Origin of the sequence: Krasilnikovia sp. MM14-A1259 (genome assembly GCF_047159535.1) — a bacterium.
Lineage (GTDB): Bacteria > Actinomycetota > Actinomycetes > Mycobacteriales > Micromonosporaceae > Actinoplanes.
On sequence record NZ_BAAGAJ010000002.1, the window covers coordinates 672,242 to 691,788 of the forward strand.

20 protein-coding genes are annotated in these 19,547 nt (G+C 72.1%); 12 read left to right on the plus strand and 8 right to left on the minus strand.

Annotated elements, in window-relative coordinates:
• Positions 1 to 32: 32 nt before the first annotated feature.
• Positions 33 to 881, plus strand: a complete 849-nt coding sequence (locus ACMCNK_RS02875) for an HAD family acid phosphatase (RefSeq protein WP_412734812.1) — start codon at positions 33 to 35, stop codon at positions 879 to 881.
• A gap of 56 nt (positions 882 to 937) precedes the next feature.
• Here ACMCNK_RS02875 and ACMCNK_RS02880 read toward each other — a convergent pair whose 3' ends face one another.
• Positions 938 to 1,948, minus strand: coding sequence for a CHRD domain-containing protein (locus tag ACMCNK_RS02880; RefSeq protein WP_412734813.1), 1,011 nt, complete (start codon positions 1,946 to 1,948; stop codon positions 938 to 940).
• A gap of 181 nt (positions 1,949 to 2,129) precedes the next feature.
• Between ACMCNK_RS02880 and ACMCNK_RS02885 the strand changes: the two genes are divergently transcribed.
• From ACMCNK_RS02885 to ACMCNK_RS02895, 3 genes are all read left to right on the plus strand, one after another.
• Positions 2,130 to 2,618: a hypothetical protein gene (locus ACMCNK_RS02885; protein WP_412734814.1), complete on the plus strand. Its 489-nt coding sequence runs from the start codon at positions 2,130 to 2,132 to the stop codon at positions 2,616 to 2,618.
• 134 nt (positions 2,619 to 2,752) lie between these two features.
• Positions 2,753 to 3,325 (plus strand): sigma-70 family RNA polymerase sigma factor, encoded by a 573-nt coding sequence (locus tag ACMCNK_RS02890; RefSeq protein ID WP_412734815.1) that lies wholly within the window; start codon positions 2,753 to 2,755, stop codon positions 3,323 to 3,325.
• On the plus strand, positions 3,322 to 4,020 hold the full coding sequence (locus ACMCNK_RS02895) for an anti-sigma factor family protein (RefSeq protein ID WP_412734816.1): 699 nt from the start codon (positions 3,322 to 3,324) through the stop codon (positions 4,018 to 4,020). The genes ACMCNK_RS02890 and ACMCNK_RS02895 overlap by 4 nt, the downstream gene beginning before the upstream one ends.
• Before the next feature lie 42 nt (positions 4,021 to 4,062).
• On the opposite strand, the gene ACMCNK_RS02900 is transcribed toward ACMCNK_RS02895, so the two are convergent.
• Genes ACMCNK_RS02900 through ACMCNK_RS02915 form a run of 4 tightly spaced genes read right to left on the minus strand, consistent with a single transcriptional unit; the run spans position 4,063 to position 7,783 of the window.
• The gene (locus tag ACMCNK_RS02900) at positions 4,063 to 5,256 is read right to left on the minus strand and encodes an ABC transporter permease (protein WP_412734817.1); all 1,194 of its coding nucleotides are present in this window, start codon (positions 5,254 to 5,256) and stop codon (positions 4,063 to 4,065) included.
• Entirely contained in the window at positions 5,246 to 5,932 is a 687-nt protein-coding gene (locus ACMCNK_RS02905; RefSeq protein WP_412734818.1) for an ABC transporter ATP-binding protein, read from the minus strand. Before ACMCNK_RS02905 ends, ACMCNK_RS02900 begins: the two co-directional genes overlap by 11 nt.
• The gene (locus ACMCNK_RS02910; RefSeq protein WP_412734819.1) at positions 5,929 to 7,242 is read right to left on the minus strand and encodes a peptidoglycan-binding protein; all 1,314 of its coding nucleotides are present in this window, start codon (positions 7,240 to 7,242) and stop codon (positions 5,929 to 5,931) included. The genes ACMCNK_RS02905 and ACMCNK_RS02910 overlap by 4 nt, the downstream gene beginning before the upstream one ends.
• Entirely contained in the window at positions 7,226 to 7,783 is a 558-nt protein-coding gene (locus tag ACMCNK_RS02915; RefSeq protein WP_412734820.1) for a hypothetical protein, read from the minus strand. The genes ACMCNK_RS02910 and ACMCNK_RS02915 overlap by 17 nt, the downstream gene beginning before the upstream one ends.
• 103 nt (positions 7,784 to 7,886) lie before the next feature.
• On the opposite strand from ACMCNK_RS02915, the gene ACMCNK_RS02920 reads away from it, so the two are divergent.
• Positions 7,887 to 8,573 carry a response regulator transcription factor gene (locus tag ACMCNK_RS02920; protein ID WP_412734821.1) on the plus strand — a complete coding sequence of 229 codons (687 nt, stop codon included), beginning with the start codon at positions 7,887 to 7,889 and terminating at the stop codon, positions 8,571 to 8,573.
• Positions 8,574 to 8,576: 3 nt separating this feature from the next.
• Entirely contained in the window at positions 8,577 to 10,334 is a 1,758-nt protein-coding gene (locus ACMCNK_RS02925; protein WP_412734822.1) for a sensor histidine kinase, read from the plus strand.
• 38 nt (positions 10,335 to 10,372) lie between these two features.
• On the opposite strand, the gene ACMCNK_RS02930 is transcribed toward ACMCNK_RS02925, so the two are convergent.
• Both ACMCNK_RS02930 and ACMCNK_RS02935 read right to left on the minus strand, forming a co-directional pair.
• Positions 10,373 to 11,005, minus strand: a complete 633-nt coding sequence (locus ACMCNK_RS02930) for a uridine kinase (protein WP_412734823.1) — start codon at positions 11,003 to 11,005, stop codon at positions 10,373 to 10,375.
• Between the two features lie 166 nt (positions 11,006 to 11,171).
• On the minus strand, positions 11,172 to 12,182 hold the full coding sequence (locus ACMCNK_RS02935) for an AraC family transcriptional regulator (protein ID WP_412734824.1): 1,011 nt from the start codon (positions 12,180 to 12,182) through the stop codon (positions 11,172 to 11,174).
• 221 nt (positions 12,183 to 12,403) lie between these two features.
• Between ACMCNK_RS02935 and ACMCNK_RS02940 the strand changes: the two genes are divergently transcribed.
• Positions 12,404 to 13,147 carry an ATP-binding protein gene (locus ACMCNK_RS02940; RefSeq protein ID WP_412734825.1) on the plus strand — a complete coding sequence of 248 codons (744 nt, stop codon included), beginning with the start codon at positions 12,404 to 12,406 and terminating at the stop codon, positions 13,145 to 13,147.
• Between the two features lie 16 nt (positions 13,148 to 13,163).
• Here ACMCNK_RS02940 and ACMCNK_RS02945 read toward each other — a convergent pair whose 3' ends face one another.
• On the minus strand, positions 13,164 to 13,514 hold the full coding sequence (locus ACMCNK_RS02945; protein WP_412734826.1) for an STAS domain-containing protein: 351 nt from the start codon (positions 13,512 to 13,514) through the stop codon (positions 13,164 to 13,166).
• 228 nt (positions 13,515 to 13,742) lie between these two features.
• Between ACMCNK_RS02945 and ACMCNK_RS02950 the strand changes: the two genes are divergently transcribed.
• Genes ACMCNK_RS02950 through ACMCNK_RS02970 form a run of 5 tightly spaced genes read left to right on the plus strand, consistent with a single transcriptional unit; the run spans position 13,743 to position 19,541 of the window.
• A complete protein-coding gene (locus ACMCNK_RS02950; RefSeq protein WP_412734827.1) occupies positions 13,743 to 15,800 on the plus strand; it encodes an FAD-dependent oxidoreductase in 2,058 nt (685 codons plus the stop codon).
• A 24-nt stretch (positions 15,801 to 15,824) separates the two neighbouring features.
• Positions 15,825 to 16,640, plus strand: coding sequence for a crotonase/enoyl-CoA hydratase family protein (locus ACMCNK_RS02955; protein ID WP_412734828.1), 816 nt, complete (start codon positions 15,825 to 15,827; stop codon positions 16,638 to 16,640).
• 49 nt (positions 16,641 to 16,689) lie between these two features.
• Positions 16,690 to 17,259: a PadR family transcriptional regulator gene (locus tag ACMCNK_RS02960; RefSeq protein WP_412734829.1), complete on the plus strand. Its 570-nt coding sequence runs from the start codon at positions 16,690 to 16,692 to the stop codon at positions 17,257 to 17,259.
• A gap of 54 nt (positions 17,260 to 17,313) precedes the next feature.
• Entirely contained in the window at positions 17,314 to 17,754 is a 441-nt protein-coding gene (locus ACMCNK_RS02965) for a MarR family winged helix-turn-helix transcriptional regulator (RefSeq protein ID WP_412734830.1), read from the plus strand.
• Positions 17,754 to 19,541, plus strand: a complete 1,788-nt coding sequence (locus ACMCNK_RS02970) for an MFS transporter (protein ID WP_412734831.1) — start codon at positions 17,754 to 17,756, stop codon at positions 19,539 to 19,541. The genes ACMCNK_RS02965 and ACMCNK_RS02970 overlap by 1 nt, the downstream gene beginning before the upstream one ends.
• Positions 19,542 to 19,547 lie beyond the last annotated feature (6 nt).

Sequence of the window (19,547 nt, forward strand, 5' to 3'; positions counted from 1 at the left end):
GGCAACGTTCAATATTCATGAAAGGAAGACCCGTGGCCCTGCACTTCTCGCGCCGGCTCGCGGCCACCGCGGCCGCGGCGTGCACGGTCGCCGCGCTCGGCGGCGCCGGTATCGGATACGCGGCGACCAGCACCACCGCACCGCAGCAGCCCGCCATCAAGACCTCGACGCCGCACTCGGCGGACGACATCACCAACATCGACGTGCTGCGTCAGCAGATCCGCAACTACTACGGCGACCCGCTGAGCACCGGCGTGTTCGCCGACGACAGCTACTACGCCAAGGAGGCCCGTTCGGTCGCCGCCGCGGGCAAGCGATACCTGGCCCACGCCCCTCGCGGCTACCGCACCCGCGCCATCGTGCTGGACGTCGACGACACCACGCTCGCCACGTACAACTACGAGATCGCGAGCAACTGGGCGTACAACCCGGCGACCAACGCCACGTTCGTCACCGAGCAGCGGTTCCCGGCGGTGCCGGGCATGGTGAGCATGGTCACCGCGGCGCAGCGTGAGGGCTACGCGATCTTCTTCCTGACCGGTCGCGGCGCCGCGCAGGAGCAGGCCACCCTGGGCAACCTGACCGCCGACGGGGTCGGCGTGGACGCCGGCTACCCGAAGCCGACCACGTTGTCCGACGGCGAGGACGGCCTGTTCACCAAGCCCGCGCTCGCGGACTACCCGGAGTACCTCAAGAAGGCGTGTGCGGGCGACCCGAACGGCGCCTGCACCACGATCCACTACAAGTCGGCCACCCGCGCCCACATCGAGGCGCAGGGCTACGACATCGTCGCCAGCTTCGGTGACCAGTTCAGCGACCTCAAGGGCGGCCACGCCGACCGTACGTTCAAGCTGCCCAACCCCAGCTACTACCTGCCCTGACACGGCTCGAACCGCCGGCCCGCGTTCTGCGGGGCCGGCGGTTCGTCCGCGGCGGGTCAGCGGCGGAACAGCTGTCCGCGGACCGCGCCACCGGGGAACTCCGCGGTGTGCAGGTTGGCGTAGAACCCGGACGGCTTCTGCTTGATGCTGCGGATGACCGCCGCGTCCACGCCGGTAGCGGTACCCGCCACCGCGACGATCGTGCTCGGGACCGCGGTGGTGAACAGCGGCACCTTCACGTCGCCGTTGACCCCGCGCTTGCCCTGGTGGATGTGGCCCAGCGTGGGCCGGATCCCCACCCAGGCGAACGAGTAGTCGAGGCTCGTGGTGCCGTGCGGCTGGACGAACGCGACCGCCTGTCCCGTCGGGTCACCGACCGCAGGGCCGCCCTTGGTGGGCACCTCCTGGTCGCCGGAGAGGAACGCCTTCAGGTCGCTGCCGTGCAGCAGCCCGAGGACGTCGGCGCGGCCGTGCAGGCCGTGCAGCTGTCCCCGTACAGCGCCACCGGGGAACTCGGCGGTGTGCAGGTTCAGGTAGAAGTTCGCCGGCTCGCGGCGGATCGCGTCCGCGATGGCCGGGTCGCTGACCGTCGTGATACCGGCGGCGGCGTTCACCGTCGCGGGCATGGCCGTGGTGAACAGCGGGACCTTCACGTCGCCGTTGACGCCGCTCTTGCCCTGGTGGATGTGGCCGAGCGTCGGCGCGCCGATCTTCTTCCAGCGGAACGCGAACGTGACCCGGTTCCCCTGCACCCGGACCAGGCCGGTGGCCTCACCGTCAGGATCGCCGACGGCGGGTCCGCCCGCGACCGGCACCTCGTCGCGTCCGCGCAGCGTGGCGGCGAAGAAGCGGACCTGCTGGCGGGACCGTTGCACGCCCTCGGCACGGCTGCCGTTGTGGACGGTGACCCCGGCCACCGGCGTTGTCATGTGGTGCATCCCGGCCATCGATTGGGTGTCCGGTGTGGCCGGTGTCGCTGGGGCGGCGGACGCGGATGGCGCTGCCGGGGCCAGCACGAGGGCGGAAATGCTCAGCACGAGCGCTGATGCGGCGACGGGCAGTTTCATGAGGTCTCCAACGATTCGACGGTGTGTTTCTGCGATTCCGGGCTGCACACGCCCCGCGCTCCGGATCGGTTCACCGGAATCGGCCGGAACATGGGCTGGATCACAATGGGTGCCGGTCCGGTGAACCGGTTTCCGCCCCCTGGCGTTTGGCCCACGAACACCATCGTGGAGAGGAAACGTCATGCGACGCCGGTTGTCCCTGGTTCTGTGTGGAGCGGTGCTGGCCGTGGGAATGTCCGCGTGCAGTGGCCCGTCGGCCGAAGCGGTCCAGCACGCGTCGGCGGCCGATGTCGCCGCGAAGCCGGCACCGGCCGGCATACACCTGGAGGAGTCGGCGGTCGGGTCCATCCTCGTCGACGGCAACGGCCGCACCCTGTACGCGTTCACCCGCGACAAGGACGGCACGAGCAGCTGCACCGGGCCCTGCATCGCGACCTGGCCGGCGTTGACCGCCCAGGCGCCGCTCACGACCGGGGCCGGCGTCGACGCCTCGCTGCTGAGCACCGTCGCGCGGACCGAGGGCGCCACCCAGGCCGTGTACGGGGGGTGGCCGCTCTACTACTACGCCGGTGACGCCGGCGCCGGTGACATCGACGGGCAGGGCGTGGACGGCGCGTGGTTCGTCGTCGGGGGCGACGGAAAGCTCGTCAAGGCCGATCCGGCGAGCTGACGCCCGGGGGTGTGGCGTGGGCGATGTTTCCCGTACGGAATGAACCGGTCCGCCGCCCGGGGCGTGTGCATCAAGAGCAGTGACTCCGATGGCATCGCCCGGCCTAACACCGCGGGCAGGAGGAAGAGGCGCGAATGGCTGCCGTGTGGTCCCGTCGCAGGGACACCGCCGCTGACGAGGTGCTGATCCGTGCGTTGTACGAGGAACACGGCGGCGCCCTGCTGGCGTATGCCACCCGTCTCACCGGTGACCGTCCGGCCGCCGAGGACGTCGTCCAGGAGACGCTGCTGCGTGCCTGGCGACATCCGGAGGCGCTGTCCAACAGCAAGGGGTCCGTCCGCGGCTGGCTCCTCACGGTTGCCCGTAATGTCGTTACCGACCGGTTCCGTGCCCGGTCGCGGCGTCCCCAGGAGGTGGCGGAGTCGCCGGCCACCGAGCCGGTGCACCGCGACCACGCCGACGGGGTGGTGGATTCCATCGTCGTCCTCGATGCGCTGGAGCAGTTGTCGCCGGAGCATCGCGACGTTCTGGACGCCATCTACTTCAAGGGCCACACCGTGGCCGAGGCGGCCGACGCGCTCGGCGTGCCCCCGGGGACGATCAAGTCCCGCACTTACTACGCGTTACGACGCATGCGCGAGACGTTCACCAGTCAACCGGCACAACTGCCCGGCCAGGTGGTTGCCATGAAGGGAGTGGCCGGATGACCACGGAACACGTGACTGATCTGCTCGGCGCGTACGTGTTGAACGTCCTGGACGAGCAGGAGGGGTCCACGGTGGAGCAGCATCTCGCATCCTGCCCCCAGTGCCGGCTGGAGACGGACGACCTGCGTACCGTGGAAGCCGCCCTGGGTGAGGTGCCCCCGGAGGCGCTGATCGACGGGCCGCCGGCCGACGGCGAGCTGCTGTTGCAGCGCACGCTGCAGACGGCCCGCAAGGAACGCGGCCGGCACGACTGGCGGCGCCGCGCGACCCTGGTGGCCGCCGCGGTGGCGGTGGGCGGCGCGGTCCTCGGCGGCGGCACCGTGCTGGGCCGGGCCACCGCGCCGCAGCAGGTCGCGCTGCCCGGGCCGTCCACCTCGGCCGACGTGCCCGGCACGATGCACCGCACCGGCCAGGACCCGGTGTCCGGTGCCCGGATGAGCGTGGTGGTCCGCCCGGCCGCGGGCTGGGTGCGGGTCAACGCCTCGGTGGCCGGCATCACCGCCGGGCAGCGCTGCCGGCTGGTCGTCGTCGGCCACGACGGCAGCCGCCGCGAGGCCGGCAGCTGGCTCTCCTCCGAGACCGGCGTGACGGCCGGGACGAATCTGGACGGTTTCGCCCTGGTGCCGCCGAGCGACGTCGCCGCGGTCGAGGTGGAGACGTTCACCGGTACCAAGCTGGTGTCGGTCCCCGTGTAGGACGGGGCGGCGGGCGGTCGGCGATCGGGCGCCGGCCGCCCGTCAGCCCACCGCCAGCGCCTCGGTGGGGGACAGGCGCGCCGCCCGGATCGCCGGGTACGCGCCCGAGACCACGCCGACCAGCACCGCCCCGCCGACGGCCGCGGCGACCAGCGTCGGCGGCACCACCGGCGGCCAGCCGTGGTGGATCGCGTACGCCACGGTCGCCGCGGCACCGGCCGCGGTGCCGACCACCGCGCCGAGCACGGACAGCGCCACCGATTCCGCGAGGAACTGCAGACAGATGTGCCCGCGGGTGGCGCCCAGCGCACGCCGCAGGCCGATCTCGCGGCGGCGTTCCAGCACCGAGATCACCATCGTGTTGGCCACGCCGATGCCGCCGACCAGCAGCGCGACCCCGGCCAGGCCGAGGAACAGCGCCGAGAACGTCGCCTCGGTGCTGCGTTTGGCGGCCAACGCGTCCGACGGGCGGCTGACCTGCACCATGCCGGGCGATTCCGGATAGACGGTGGCGGGCAGGACCGCCCGGACCTGCTCCACGGCCGCCTCGTCCGCCTGCACGTACAGCACGGTCGGGTGCCCGTCGAAGCGCAACCACCGCACGGCGGCGTCCCATCCCACGACGACCGCGCGGTCGAGCTCCGGGGCCAGCGGCACCGGTTGCAGCACCCCGATCACGGTGAAGCGGCGGCCGTCGATGACCGCCTGCACCGGCGCCGAGGCCGCGACGTCCACGATGCCCAGGTCCTGCGCGGCCTCCGCGCCGAGGACCACCGCGGGGAAGCGTTCCGTCACCGCGTCGAGGAAACGGCCCGCCCGCATCCGTACGTCGAGCGTGTGCGCCAGGTCCGGGCGGCCCGCCAGGACCGCGATACCGACGGCCGCGTCGGTGCGTTCGTGACGACTGACCGTACGGTGCGTGTTGGCCACCGCACTGACCGCGGTCACCGGGGGGATCCGGGTCGTCACCGCCACCGACTCGGCCGGCAGCCGTACCGGCGGGTGCTGGTCCGGGACCGCGTTCGCGTGCAGCAGGCCGGGCCCAAGGCGGGCGAGTTCGGCCAGCAGGGCCTTCTGGCTGGAGGCCGGTACCCCGGTGACGACCACCATCGTGGCGATGCCGATCGCGATGCCCAGCGCGGACAACGCCGCCCGCAGCCGCCGGGTCCGGATCCCCACCAGGCCCAGCGCCAGCAGGTCGTACGGCCGTACGCGAGACCGCGGGTCACCGGCCATCCGAGCCTCCCGTGTCCCGGACCAGCCGGCCGTCGCGCAGTTCCACCCGGCGGGGCAGCGCCGCAGCGATCTCCCGGTCGTGGGTGATCACGGCGATGGTGGTCCCTTCGTCGTTCAGGCGGGTCAGCAGCTCCAGCACCGCGTGCGAGTTGCGGGTGTCCAGGGCACCGGTCGGCTCGTCCGCGAGGACCAGCGCCGGAGCGTTGACCACCGCCCGGGCGATGGCCACGCGTTGCCGTTCGCCGCCGGAGAGCTGGTGCGGCAGATGCTGCAGGCGATGCCCCAGCCCCACCCGGTGCAGGGCTTCGGCGGCCGCCGCGTGGCGCCGGCGGCGCGGCACCCCGGCGTACAGCAGGCCGGTAGCCACGTTCTCGGTCGCGCTGAGCCCGTCGGTGAGGTGGCACTGCTGGAACACGAAGCCCAGGCGGCGCCCGCGCAGGCCGGACAGCTGCCGGTCGGAGGCGCCGGCGAGGTCGTGCCCGGCGATCCGTACCGTGCCGCTGATCGGCCGGTCCAGCGTGCCCATGACGTTGAGCAGCGTGGACTTGCCGGATCCGGACGGGCCGACGATGGCCACGAGTTCACCGGCGGCGATCGTCAGCGACACGGCGTCCAGCGCCCGGACCCCACCGGGGTAAGCCATGCTGACGTCGCTCACCTCGATGACCGGGGTCATGACGCGGTCACCACGGTGCTGCCCTCGGCGATGCCCGCCCCGCGGATCTCCACCCGGCCGTCGGCGAACAGTCCGGCGGTGACCGGCACGACCGCGCCGCCCGCGAGCTGTACGGCGTACCCGCCCTCCAGGACCGCGAGCAACGCACCGACCGGCACGACCAGCACGTTGCGGTGGGTCTCCCCGGCCAGCCGCACCTGGACCGGCGCCGCGGTCAGCCGGTCCACCTTGCCCGCGTCGTCCACCGTCACCGTGACCCGCATCTTCGCCCGGTCCGGCAACGCGTCATCGCCTTCCGCGGCGGTGACGACCGTGCCGATGCCGGCTATCCGGCCGCCCGCCGCCGAGCCGTCCGGCAGGGTGACCGTCACGCGGTCGCCGCGCCGTACCGGCCCGGCGTCGTCCGCGCCCACCTCCACCGTGACGACCTTCGCGGTGCCGGTCACGGACAACAGGGCCGCCTCGGACGGGTCGCCGAGCTGCGACGTCAGGGCGCTGATGCGCAACCGGTCCGGTTGCACGACCACATCGGCGGGGTCGATGACGCCCGTCACCGGTATGCCCACGTCCGCCTGCCATCGCCGGATCGCCTCGGCCAGGCGCGCGGTGAGCAGCGCGTCGCCGTCGCGGACGGTGACCCGCACCCGCCGTGCGGCCGCCTCGGCCGGGGACTCCGCTGAGCCGGCGCGCTTCGCCGGCGGCGCCGACTTCACCGGTGCGGCATGCTGCGCCGAAGCCGAAGCCGAAGCCGAAGCCGAAGCCGAAGCCGGAGCCGGAGCCGGAGCCGGAGCCGGAGCCGCTTCCGGGGTCGGCGCCGCGCCGGTGTCGTCCGCTGCCGCCGGATCCGGCAGCGAGACGACGGTTCCCACCGCCGGCTGTGCGCCGACCCGGTAGCCCAGCGCCCGCAGGTTGTCGGCGACGACCCGCACGTCGCGCCCGAGCGCACCGGCCGGGCCGAGGCGGCGGAACAGCGGCGTGCGGCCGTAGAACAGCACGACCGGGCGGTCGTCACGGCGATACAGCGTCTGCCCTCGGGTGACCAGCACACCGGAATCCGGCAGCCAGGTCACCGTTCCGGCGCCGCCCTTGACCACCCGGGCCGGTCCGTACCCCAGGTTGCCGGAAACGGTCCGGGCCGTCGACAGGTCGGTGCGGGTGACGGTCGCGGTCGTCACCGGGGGGCCTGCGGTCCTGCCGTGGGCGTCGCCGGGCCGGGCGGGCAACCACCGTACGCCCGCGGCCACGACCCCGGCGGCGACCAGCACGATCGCGGCACCGGCGACCCAGCGGCGCTCAACCCTTCTTGCCATTGAACGCCGTCACCTTGCACTGCCGGTCCACCGCGGTGGCGTTGGGGATCTCGCCCCAGTGCGGCCCCGGCTCCCAGCCTCCGCCGGACGCGCGGTGCACGTCGTCACCGTGGTCCTTGAGGCACTGCCAGTAGTGGTCCTCGTCGTCCGCGAGGTACGGGTTCTTCGCCGGGTCCTGCTCGGGCGGCGGCAGCGGCTCCGCCTCGGCGCACGCCCGCTTGACCTTCGGATCCTCGGACTTCTGCTTGGATTCGGGGCCGGTCCACTCGTAGTGCCCCTGGGCGTTCTGGGTCATCTTCACGCCGTGCGCGACCAGGCACCGGTAGTAACCGTCCTGCATCTGCAGTTCCTCCTCCTCGGTCATGTCGAGGCGCATGACCGGGCGGCCCTTGGCCGACGGTGACGGCTTCGCGGCCGGATCGCTCGCGAACGACACCACGCCGGGTGACGACTGGTTCGACGAAGAGTTGTCTTGGGAGCAGGCGCTCAACGCGCCGACGCACAGCGTGAGCGCCACGGTGGCGCAGAGTTTCAGCGGCATGGCAAAGGATCGTGGTGCGCCGGTGTGGGTCACCGGTCAGCCGCCTGTATCGAGGCTGTCAGAAATCTGAGCACCGCGAACCCGGGTGCCTATAGTCGGGGCCGTGCAGACACGGGTGCTGATCGCCGAGGACGACGTCCGGCAGGCCGAGGGCGTGCGGCGCTACCTGGGCGCCGAGGGATACGAGGCGACCGTGGTGCCGGACGGGCGGGCGGCCATCGACGCGGCCCGGCGTACCCGTCCCGATCTGCTCATCCTCGACGTGATGCTGCCCGTGGTCGACGGGCTGGACGTGTGCCGGGTGCTGCGTGCCGAGTCCGACCTGCCGATCCTCATGCTGACTGCCCGCGCCGACGAGAACGACCTGCTGCTCGGCCTCGACCTGGGCGCCGACGACTACCTGACCAAGCCGTACAGCCCGCGGGAACTGATGGCCCGGGTACGGACGCTGCTGCGGCGTACCGGCCACCGGGCCGCCCCCGGTCACCACCGCTACGCGGTCGGCACGATCACGGTCGATCCGGTACGCCGGGAGGTGCACCGCGACGGCGTACCCGTCCCGTGCACGCGGGGGGAGTTCGAGGTGATGGCGACACTGGCGGCCGAGCCTGGCCGGGTCTTCACCCGTCAGCAGCTGCTGCAGCGTACGCGCGGCTGGGAGAGCTACCCCACCGACCGCACGATCGACATGCACGTGATGAACCTGCGCCGCAAACTGGAGGACGATCCCGCGCAGCCCCGGCGGCTCGTCACCGTGTACGGCGTCGGGTACAAGCTGGCGGCGGGCTGAGCGGTGCCGGACAGCCGTATCCCGCTGCACCGGAGCCTGCTGCTCCGGCTGCTCGTCACGTCGATCACGGTGGCGTTGTGTGCGGTGGCGGCGACCGCGTGGCTGGCGGTGCGTACCACCAGCCGGGCGATCCAGCAGGCGCAGGGCAGGTCGCTCGCGGATGACGGCCGCATCTACGACCGCCTCCTCGGGTACGCCGCCACCCATTCCGGCTGGGCCGGTGTCGACCCGCTGATCCAGGCACTCGCCGCCGAGACCGGCCGGGAGATCACGCTCACGGACGCCTCCGTGCACCGGATCGCCGGTGCCGCGTCGCCGCTGCCGGCACGTCTGACCGCGGTGGTCGACCCGCTGCACGTCGACGCGGCGCTGCGCGGCGACGCGGCGGGCGAGATCGACCCGCGTGCGGTGGGCCCGTGGCAGCTCACCGCGGCGGAGCGGCGTGACATGCGCGCCCGGGCCGGTGAGCGGATCCGGTGCCTTCGCGAGCACGGGTACGAGGGACGGGTCACCGAGTCGCCGAGCGGGCGCACGACCATCACGCTGACCGCCTACAGCGACGGCGAGCACGTGCTCGCGTGCGGGGCGTTCGACCTGCTGGCGCCGACAACGACGGAGAAACGGGCGCTGGATGCGTACCAGGGCCTCGTCGCCGGCTGCCTGCGGCGACAGGGCAGCACCGCGGTCGTCACGGCCGCGCTCGATTTCACCGTCCGGGCGAAGACCGAGCCGCCGATGACCGACGACCGGGTGCGCGACTGCGCGCAAGCGGCCCACCGGGACCAGCTCAGACCGTACGTCGCCCCGGCCGCCCGCCTGTACATCGCGGACCCGGGGCGCCGCCCGGACGCCTCCTTCGATCTGTCCGATCGCAACATCGCGTACCTGGCCGGCGTGACCGGGCTGGTGCTGCTGCTCGCGGTCGCCGTCACGGTCGTGGTCGGCAGGCGGCTGGTCCGCCCGTTGCGCCTGCTCACCGCGGCGGCGCAGCGACCGCTGGACGCGGCGGCGCCGGTACCCGTCCGAGGCGACGACGAGATCGGGCGGCTCGCCGCCGCGTTCAACGACCTGTCCGAGCGCCGCGCGGCCAGCGAGCAGCAGCGGACGGCGATGGTCAGCGACATCGCCCACGAGTTGCGCAGTCCGCTGGCGAACATGCGGATCTGGCTGGAGGCCGCCCAGGACGGGCTGGCCACGCTGGACCCCGAACTGCTGGACCTGCTCACCGAGGAGGCCGTACTCCTGCAGCACGTCGTCGACGATCTGCGTGATCTCGCCGCCGCGGACGCCGGCAGCCTGCGCCTGCACCGCGAAGTCGTGTTCGTCGACGATCTGCTGCGGCAGGCGGCCGACGCCCAGCGCGGCGCCGCGCACCGGGGCGGCGTGGAGCTCACACTGTCCGCCGAAGCGGATCCCGAGGTCGACGCGGACCCGGTACGCCTGCGCCAGATCGTGGCCAACCTGCTGTCGAACGCGGTCCGGCACACCCCGGCGGGCGGCCGGGTCGAGCTGCGTTCCACGCTGCGCGACGGCGCGCTCGTGATTTCCGTGACCGACACCGGGCCGGGCATCGCGCCGGAGGACCTGCCCCACGTGTTCGACCGGTTCTGGCGGGCGGACAAGTCGCGCAGCAGAGCTACCGGCGGCAGCGGGCTGGGCCTGGCCATCGCCCGCAACCTCGCCCGTGCTCACGGCGGAGACCTGACCGTGCACAGCACCCCCGGTCAGGGCAGCACGTTCACGCTGCGGCTCCCGGCCTGACGGGCCGCGGTACGTCGGCGCGCTACGAGGTCGAGGCGTCATCCTCGGACGATGCGTGGCGCGTCAAAGTCGCGGTTGTCGATCAGGATGCCGGCACGCTGGTGAGGAAAGCATGTCCTGAAGTAGATTCGCTGGCCCTCGACGTAACGGCGCATCGTCGGATGCTCCGGATCAGGATGGGTGCCGTCGCGGTGCGCCATGCGCTCGGCGGTCACGGGGAACGGAACATCGAGGAAAACCGAGAAGTCCCAGGCCGCGGCAAGCTCGTCGCGGTGCAGGAACAACCCGTCGACCACCACCACCGTTTCGGCCTCCGCGGTGCTCGGCTCCGGTTCCAGCATCGTGTCCGTCTTCAGGTCGTACGCGGCCGGCCGGTACCGCCGCGATCCGCCGGGCCCGAGCGGGGTGAGCACATCAGCCGCGAAGCGCGCGTAGTCGTACGAGTCCTCCCAGAAGCCCTGCGGTGAATGGCGCCCCTGGCGATACCGAACCGTGCGGAGGTTGAGGAAGTCGTCCAGTGATATCCGGACCACCGGGCGGCCGAGAGCGCGCAGTGCCGCGGCGAGGTCGTCGGCGAAGCTCGTCTTGCCGGATCCGTCGGGGCCGTCCACTGCGACGCGTACGCAGCCACCATCGACGGCCCCGGGAACGCACCGCGCAACCCGGGCCATGATCGCGCTCCGTTCTGCCGAAAGAATCACCCAAGCACCCCAAACCGGTTTTTCGCGCGGGCCATGACGGCGGCCCCCTGCGCGAGTATGCAGTGATCAACTCCATGCATGTCCGCCGGCCGGTGCGCCGACATGGGATGTGTCGAGGCGCAGGAGGTCGCCGACGTCAGGTGCGCAGGGTCTGTGCGGGCGAGCGGTCGTACGCCTGCCGGTAGGCGGTCGCGAACCGGTGGGGGCGGGTGAAACCCCAGCGCACGGCAACGGCGGCGACCGTGGTGCCGTCGCCGGGCTGGGCCGCGGACAGCTGTTCGTGCGCGCGGGCCAGCCGGACCTGACGCAGGTAGCCGGTCGGGCTGGTGTCGCGGTGGCGGCGGAACGCGTACTGCAGGGTCCGTGGCACCACCCCGGCCGCGGCGGCGATGTCGGTCAGCGTGATCGGCTCACCGGCCCGGGCGTCGATGAACGCCATGGCCCGCCGTACGGTCGCCGGGGTGGCCGTGTCCCGCGGCGCCCGCAGCGCGGCGGACATCGTGGTGTTCGGGAACGTGGCGAGCAGGCTCGCCGCCACCATCTGCTCCGCGGCCGCCAGCAGCAGCGGTGATTCCAGGGCGAGGCTGTAGATGCCGTGCCGTACGTAGTCGGCGGTGGCCAGCCAGTGCCGTTGGGCCAGCGGGGAGACGGGCAGCAGCCCGGTGAAACGGATGTCGGCGCGGGCGAGTCCGGTGGTCTCCTCGGCGACCCGCAACAGCACGTCCATGCGTAGCGTGACGCCGCGGCTGTCGCTGCATTCATGCAGGTGCTCGTACCCGTACGGCGGGAACAGCATCGTGCCGTGCCGGCCCACCAGCACCTCGCCGCCGTCCCAGCGGTGCCGGGACCGGCCGGACACCACATGCGAGACGAGGATGTCGCGCGCGGGCGGCCAGAACACCTCGGCGCTCGCCGCGGTGTAGCTGCTGCGGACGACCGCCAGTGCACCCAGCGCACCGAACTCGGAGGAGAATGCGAAGTCGCGGGCGTGTGCGCGGACCCGGCGTTCGTGGTCGGTGTAGCGGGAACGGATCCAGGCGTGGTGCTCGTCGGGGCTGCGGGTGAAGATCCGTCCGATGTGCGGTGGCGGCAGGCCGCCGACCGTCTCGGCGGACCCGCTGCATTGACGTCCGTCCTGGTCCTGCACGGCCACTCCACGAATCGATGCCGTCGGCGGTGGCGACGTCGGCTGCGCGCCGGCTCACCGGCCACATTGTCATGCAGCGCCAGGAAGCGAAAGGCCATCACCCTTCGGAACGAATGCCGGCGACGAGCGGTCAGGCCATCGGACGAAAGGTTGAACCGGAAGACGAAACCCGGGACCGGCACGGATGGCGCGGCGGGCCGGCGCCGCGCGACCATCGCACCATGCCGCCGCCGGTGGGGTGCACGGTCGAACAGGTGGGCACCAGGCTTCTGGTGCGGCTCTGCGGTGAGCTGTCCGCGGCGAACGCCCCGCAGGTGCGGGCCACCCTGTTGACGTGCCTGGTGGAGCGGCCGGATGCGGTCGTGCTCGACGTGGCCGACCTGGTGGTTCCCGATCCGGGTTCGCTGGCGGTGTTCCGGGCGGTGGCCTGGCAGGCGGCGGCGTGGCCGGGCATACCGCTGCTGATCTGCACCCCCGATGCCGACACGGCCCGCCGGCTGACCCGCGGCTGCCGGCGCCTGCTGCCGGTGTTCTCCAGCCCCGAGCAGGCCATCGCGGCGCAGCCGCGCCGCCGGGTGACCGTGCTGCACGACACGCTGCTTCCGGTGACGGGTGCCGCGCGGCGCGCCCGTGAGCTGGCCGTCGAGGCGTGCGCCCGCTGGCAGTTGCCCGCGCTGGTCGGCCCGGCCTGCCTGATCGCGGACGAGCTGGCCACCAACGCGGTCGTCCATGCGCGCACGATGGCCGACATCAGGCTTGCCGTGGGCCCGCACCATCTGATGATCAGCGTGCGGGACGGGTCCGCCGCGCAGCCGCTGCTGACGCGTGGGCTGCCACCACGTCCCGCCGCCGGGCTCGGGCTGTTGCTGGTCGACGCGACCGCGTCCCGGTGGGGGTGCATCGCCGCCGACGGCGGCAAGGTGGTCTGGGCCTGCCTGCGCACCCGCGGCGGGCGGGCGGGCTGACCCGCCGGGACCGGCGTCATGGCGGCGAGGTCGGGGCGTCCGCCGTGACCTGCAACAGGTCGATCACCCCGGTGAGGCACAGGACGTGGTGGACGAGACCGTCGGCGTTGACGACCCGGAAGCCGCAGCCATCCCGTACGGCCGCCGTGCGGCCTTCGAGCAGTGCCCGGATGCCGGCCGCCGCCAGTAGGGGAACCGCGCGCAGGTCGATGACGAGTTCCGTCACCGCGGGACGGCCGGCGACGCCCGCGATGGCTGCGGCCAGCAGCGGCGCCACGTCGTGGTCGATGTCGCCCCGGACAACGAGCCGGGCGACCCCGCCGGCCCGATAGTGCTCACGTACCCCGAACGCGTTCGTGGTCCACACCTCCTGCCGGTCAGTCCACCCCCGCGTTCCGAGCAGCGAGGTCCATCGTGCACCCGGAACGCGCGTGCCACGACCCCACGGTCACCCGGGCGGGGGAGTCGCGCGGTGCGGAGTCGGCCCTGATAGTCACTTTTTTTACTATGCAACTTGTTGTATGGTGACTGCGCTCGGCTCTCGGTCGCCCGACGAGGGTCGCCGGCAGGGAGCGGGACGAGGGAGTCCGGTGGCATGACGACGAACATGGATGGCATCCCCGACGGGTATCCGACGCTGCTGAGCCCGTTGGATCTCGGCCACACGGTGCTGCGTAACCGCGTGGTGATGGGTTCGATGCACACCAAGCTGGAGGACCGCGAGCGGGACCTGCCGAAGCTGGCGGCGTTCTTCGCCGAGCGGGCTCGTGGCGGCGTCGGCCTGATGGTGACCGGCGGCTACGCGCCCACGTGGCGGGGCTGGCTGGCGCCGTTCGGCAGCCGGATGACCCGGGAGCACCACGCCCGCGCCCACCGCGTCGTGACCGACGCGGTGCACGAGCACGACGGGAAGATCCTGCTGCAACTGCTGCACGCGGGCCGGTACTCGTACCACCCGTTCAGCCTGGGCGCGTCGGGGCGCAAGTCGCCGATCACGCCGTTCCGGCCGCGGGCCATGACGACACGGCAGGTCGACCGTACGGCGACCGCCTTCGCGCGCGCCTCCCTGCTGGCCCGCCGCGCCGGGTACGACGGCGTGGAGATCATGGGCTCCGAGGGGTATCTGATCAATCAGTTCCTCGCCGCGCGCACCAACGACCGCACGGACGCCTGGGGTGGCTCGGCGGCGAAGCGGATGCGCTTCCCGCTGGAGGTCGTCCGGCGCACCAGGGACCTGGTCGGCGACGACTTCATCGTGCAGTACCGGATCAGCCTGCTCGACCTCGTCGACGACGCCCAGTCCTGGGAGGAGACCGTCGAGCTCGCCCGCGGGCTCCAGGACGCGGGCGTGTCCATCCTGAACACGGGCATCGGCTGGCACGAGGCTCGCGTACCCACCATCGTCACGTCGGTGCCCGGCGCGGCGTTCGCCTGGGTGACCGGGAAGATGCGCCGCGAGGTGTCGATCCCGATCGTCGCGTCCAACCGCATCAACCGCCCCGAGGTCGCGGAGCAGATCCTCGCGTCCGGCGAGGCCGATCTCGTGTCGATGGCCCGTCCCCTGCTGGCCGACGCCGACTGGGTCACCAAGGCCGCGCAGCGCCGGGAACGCGAGATCATCACCTGCATCGCGTGCAACCAGGCGTGCCTGGACCACACGTTCCGCAACCAGCGGGCCACGTGCCTGCTGAACCCGCGTTCCGGCCACGAGACCGAGCTGGTACTGCTGCCCACCCGTACGGTCAAGCGCATCGCCGTGGTCGGCGCCGGCCCGGCCGGGCTGGCCGCCGCGGTCGAGCTGGCCGGGCGCGGCCACCGGGTCGAGCTGTTCGAGGCCGCGGACGCGATCGGTGGCCAGTTCACGCTGGCCGCGCGGATCCCCGGCAAGGAGGAGTTCGCGCGCACCCTGGAGTACTACCGCCACATGATCGACGTCCGGGGCATCACGCTGCGGCTGGGCACCCGCGCCACGGCCGACGACCTGGCCGGGTACGACGAGGTCGTCATCGCCACCGGCGTGCGGCCCCGGGTGCCGGACATCCCCGGCGTCGACCACCCGAGCGTCCTGACCTATCAGCAGGTCGTCGGCGAGGGCGCCCCGGTCGGCGAGCGAGTCGCGATCATCGGGGCCGGCGGCATCGGGTTCGACGTCGGCGAGTTCCTGCTCCACGACGCGAACGAGTCGCTGGAGCACTGGATGCAGCGGTGGGGGGTCACCGACCCGGAGCAGGCCCGCGGCGGCCTCACCACGAAGGTGACCGCACCGGCGCGCCGGCAGGTCTACCTGCTGCAACGCAAGACGACCGCGCTGGGCAAGGGGCTGGGCAAGACCACCGGCTGGGTGCACCGCGCCACGCTGCAGGATTCCGGGGTCACGATGATGCGCGGCGTTGAGTACGTCCGCATCGACGACGACGGCCTGCACATCTCCGTCCCCACGGACCCGCGCGACCGCAAGTCCCCCCGCGAGACCCGCGTGCTGGCCGTGGACACGGTTCTGTTGTGCGCCGGGCAGACCTCCGTGCGGGAGCTGGTCGCCCCGCTGCAGGAGCGGGGCATCCCGGTCCACGTCATCGGGGGAGCGGACGTCGCCGCCGAACTCGACGCGAAACGCGCCATCAAGCAGGCCACCGAGCTCGCCGCACGCCTCTAGATCCTCACTTGTGGAGCCCGAACCATGGAACACACCGCACCCCGGACGACGTACGTGAGCACCCGGGTGGAGAACGGCATCGCGCATGTCCGCCTCGCCCGCCCCGACAAGCTCAACGCGCTGACCCTGGACACGCTGGACGATCTGATCCGTACGGCCCGATGGCTGCGCCGCGACCGCACCCTGCGCGCGGTCGTTGTCGCGGGCGACGGTCCGTCGTTCTGTTCGGGGCTGGATTTCGCCACGGTGCTGCGCACCCCCGGCCGTATCGTGAAGGCGTTCGCGCCCGTGCCGTGGCGCAGCACCAACCGTTTCCAGGAAGCGTGCTGGGCCTGGCGGCGCATTCCCGTTCCGGTGATCGCGGCGGTGCACGGGCACTGCTTCGGCGGCGGGCTGCAGATCGCCATGGGCGCCGATCTGCGTTTCGCGACGCCGGATTCGCGATGGTCGGTGCTGGAAGGCAAATGGGGCATCATCCCCGATATGAGTGGCATCCGTAGTCTCGCCGAGATCGTGGGTGTCGATGTGGCCAAAAGGCTCACCATGACCGCCGAGGAGATCTCCGGTGCCGATGCGCAGCGGATCGGTCTGGTCACGGAAATCCACGACGATCCGGTGGACGCCGCGGTGGCGTTCGCCGAGAAATTGCGGGGCCGGTCTCCCGACGCGATTGCGGCCGCCAAGCGCCTGCTCGACGGCGCGCTGACGGCCAGCGCCCGGCGGACGTTCGCGCGGGAACGGCGCGAACAACTCCGGCTGCTCCGGCTGCCGAACACCCGTATCGCCCGCGGTTCCGCGTTCACGAAGAGCACGCCGGAGTTCCAACCGCGCGCCCGGTGAGCGGATCCGCTGCGGCGGTGGTTCCGCATCGCGCCCGTAGGATGTCACCGTGGCATTGAGGAATGCGTTGCTCGCGGCCCTGATCGACCGCGAGTCGTCCGGGTACGACCTCGCCAAGGAGTTCCGCGGATCCGTCGCCAATTTCTGGACCACGACCCCGCAGCAGCTTTACCGGGAACTGGAGAAGATGGAATCCGACGGCTTGCTGTCGGCCCGTATCGTCAAGCAGTCCAAGCGGCCCGACAAACGCCTGTTCTCGGTCACCGACGCCGGGCGCGCCGCCCTGCGGGAGTTCACCCGGCGCGACCCTAAGCCGACCGCCATCCGCGACGAACTCCTCATTCAGGTCGAGGCACTGGCCCACGCCGACATTCCGAGTCTCCGGTCGTCGATCCGTGCCCGGATCGAGAGCTGCACCCACCGGCTGGAGAGCTACCAGCGCACACTCGCGGAGATCCTCGGCGATCGCACCGATGACGAGTTCCTGGCCACCGGCAGCCGGCTCGGCCCCTATCTGACGCTGCACCGCGGAATCGCGTTCGAGCGGGACAACATCGCCTGGGGGCGCCTGGCGCTCGGCGTTCTCGCCCGGCGCTACCCGGAGGCCGCCGAGCACTGACGCGTGGCGTACGTTACATAACCTGCTTGTATAAGCAGGTGATATAAATCAGGAATGCCTCCTGTCCCCGAGACCGGCACGGACGGCGCCCTCGTCGCGTCCGCATTCGAGCGGTTGTACGAGGCCCTGCGCCGGCTCACTCCCCGCGACGGCCTGAGCCTCACCGCAGTCTCGACGCTGCGCCGCCTGCAGCGATCCGGCCCGCACCGGCTGTGCGCCCTGCACGTCGCCGAGGGGGTGACCCAGCCGGCGATGACGCAGCTCGTCACCCGGCTCGAACGCGACGGCCTGGCCACCCGCGGCCCCGACCCGGCCGACCGCCGGGTGGTGGTCGTGACGATCACCGAGGCGGGTGAGGCACTCGTGGAGCACCGCCGGGCCCGCCACGCCGCCGCCCTCGCGCAGGTACTGGACGGCCTGGCCACCCCCGACCGGGCGGCGATCCTGGCCGCGCTGCCCGCTCTGCAACGACTGGCCGAGGGGATCACCGAGTGATGAAAGCGGCACGCATGTACTCCGTGGATCATCCGCACTACAAATGGGTGGCGTTGTCGAACACCACGCTCGGCACCCTGCTCGCCATGATCAACTCATCCATCGTGCTGATCTCCCTCCCGGCGATCTTCAAAGGTGTCGAGCTCAACCCGCTGGAGCCCGGCAACGTCTCCTATCTGCTGTGGATGCTCATGGGCTACATGCTCGTGACCGCCGTCCTGGTCGTCACGCTGGGCCGCCTCGGCGACATGTACGGCCGCGTGAAGATCTACAACGCCGGGTTCGCCCTGTTCACGCTCACCTCGATCGTGCTGGCGCTGGACCCGTTCACGGGCGGCGAGGGCGCGCTGTGGCTGATCGGCTGGCGCGTCGTGCAGGCCATCGGCGGCGCCATGCTCATGGCTAACTCCGCGGCCATCATCACGGACGCGTTCGACGTCCGGCAGCGCGGCATGGCACTGGGCGTCAACATCGTCTCCGCGCTCGCCGGCTCGTTCATCGGCCTGGTCGCGGGCGGCGTGCTCGCCGAATGGGACTGGCGCTCGGTGTTCTGGGTCAACATCCCGCTCGGCGTGCTCGGCACGGTGTGGGCGTACCGGTCGCTGCACGACACCGGAGCGCGGCGGCACGCACGCATCGACTGGTGGGGCAACGCGACGTTCGCGGTCGGGCTGACCGCGGTGCTGGCCGCCATCACGTACGGCATCCAGCCGTACGGCGGGCACACCATGGGCTGGACCAACCCGTGGGTCGTGGCCGGGCTGGCCGGGGGCGCCGCGGTGCTCATCGCGTTCGGGGTCATCGAGTCGCGGGTGAGCGAGCCGATGTTCCCGCTCGCGCTGTTCCGCAACGCCGCGTTCACCAGTGGCAACGCCGCCAGCCTGCTCGCCGCGGTGGCCCGGGGCGGCCTGCAGTTCATGCTGATCATCTGGCTGCAGGGCATCTGGCTGCCGCTGCACGGCTACTCGTACGAATCGACCCCGCTGTGGGCCGGCATCTACCTGCTGCCCATGACGATCGGTTTCCTGCTGGCCGGGCCGCTGTCCGGATTCCTGTCGGACCGGTTCGGGGCGCGCCCGTTCGCCGCGGGCGGCCTGCTCGTGATGGCGGTGTCGTTCCTGGGCCTGCTGATGCTGCCCGGCGACTTCTCCTACCCGGTCTTCGCCGCGCTGATCTTCGTGAACGGGCTCGGCGGCGGGCTGTTCTCCGCGCCGAACACCGCGCTGGTCATGTCCAGCGTGCCCGCGAGCATGCGCGGCGCCGCGTCCGGCATGCGGGCCACGTTCATGAACGCGGGCCAGGTGCTCTCGATCGGCGTCTTCTTCTCGCTCATGGTCGCGGGCCTGGCCGACTCGCTGCCCGGCACGCTCAGTTCCGGCCTCACCGCGCAGGGCGTGCCCACGGCGACCGCCGCCCAGGTCGCCCAGCTGCCCCCGGTGGGCACGCTGTTCGCGGCGTTCCTCGGCTACAACCCGATCGCGGAGCTGCTCGGCCCCCAGGTCCTCGGCGCCCTGCCGTCGGCGAACGCGGATACCCTCACCGGTCTCGCGTTCTTCCCACGGCTCATCGCGACACCGTTCCACCACGGCCTGGTGATCGTGTTCTGGCTGGCCGTCGCGATGGCGGCGGTCGGGGCGCTCGCCTCGCTGGCGCGCGGACCACGGCCCGCCGGGGCCACCCCGGGGCCGCGGTCCGGCGCACCGGCCGGGCGGGGGGAGTCCGGAGACGCGGACACCACACGGCCCAGCGTCGGCGCGACCGCGGGCCAGGCGACCGAAACCGGCTGAGCCCGG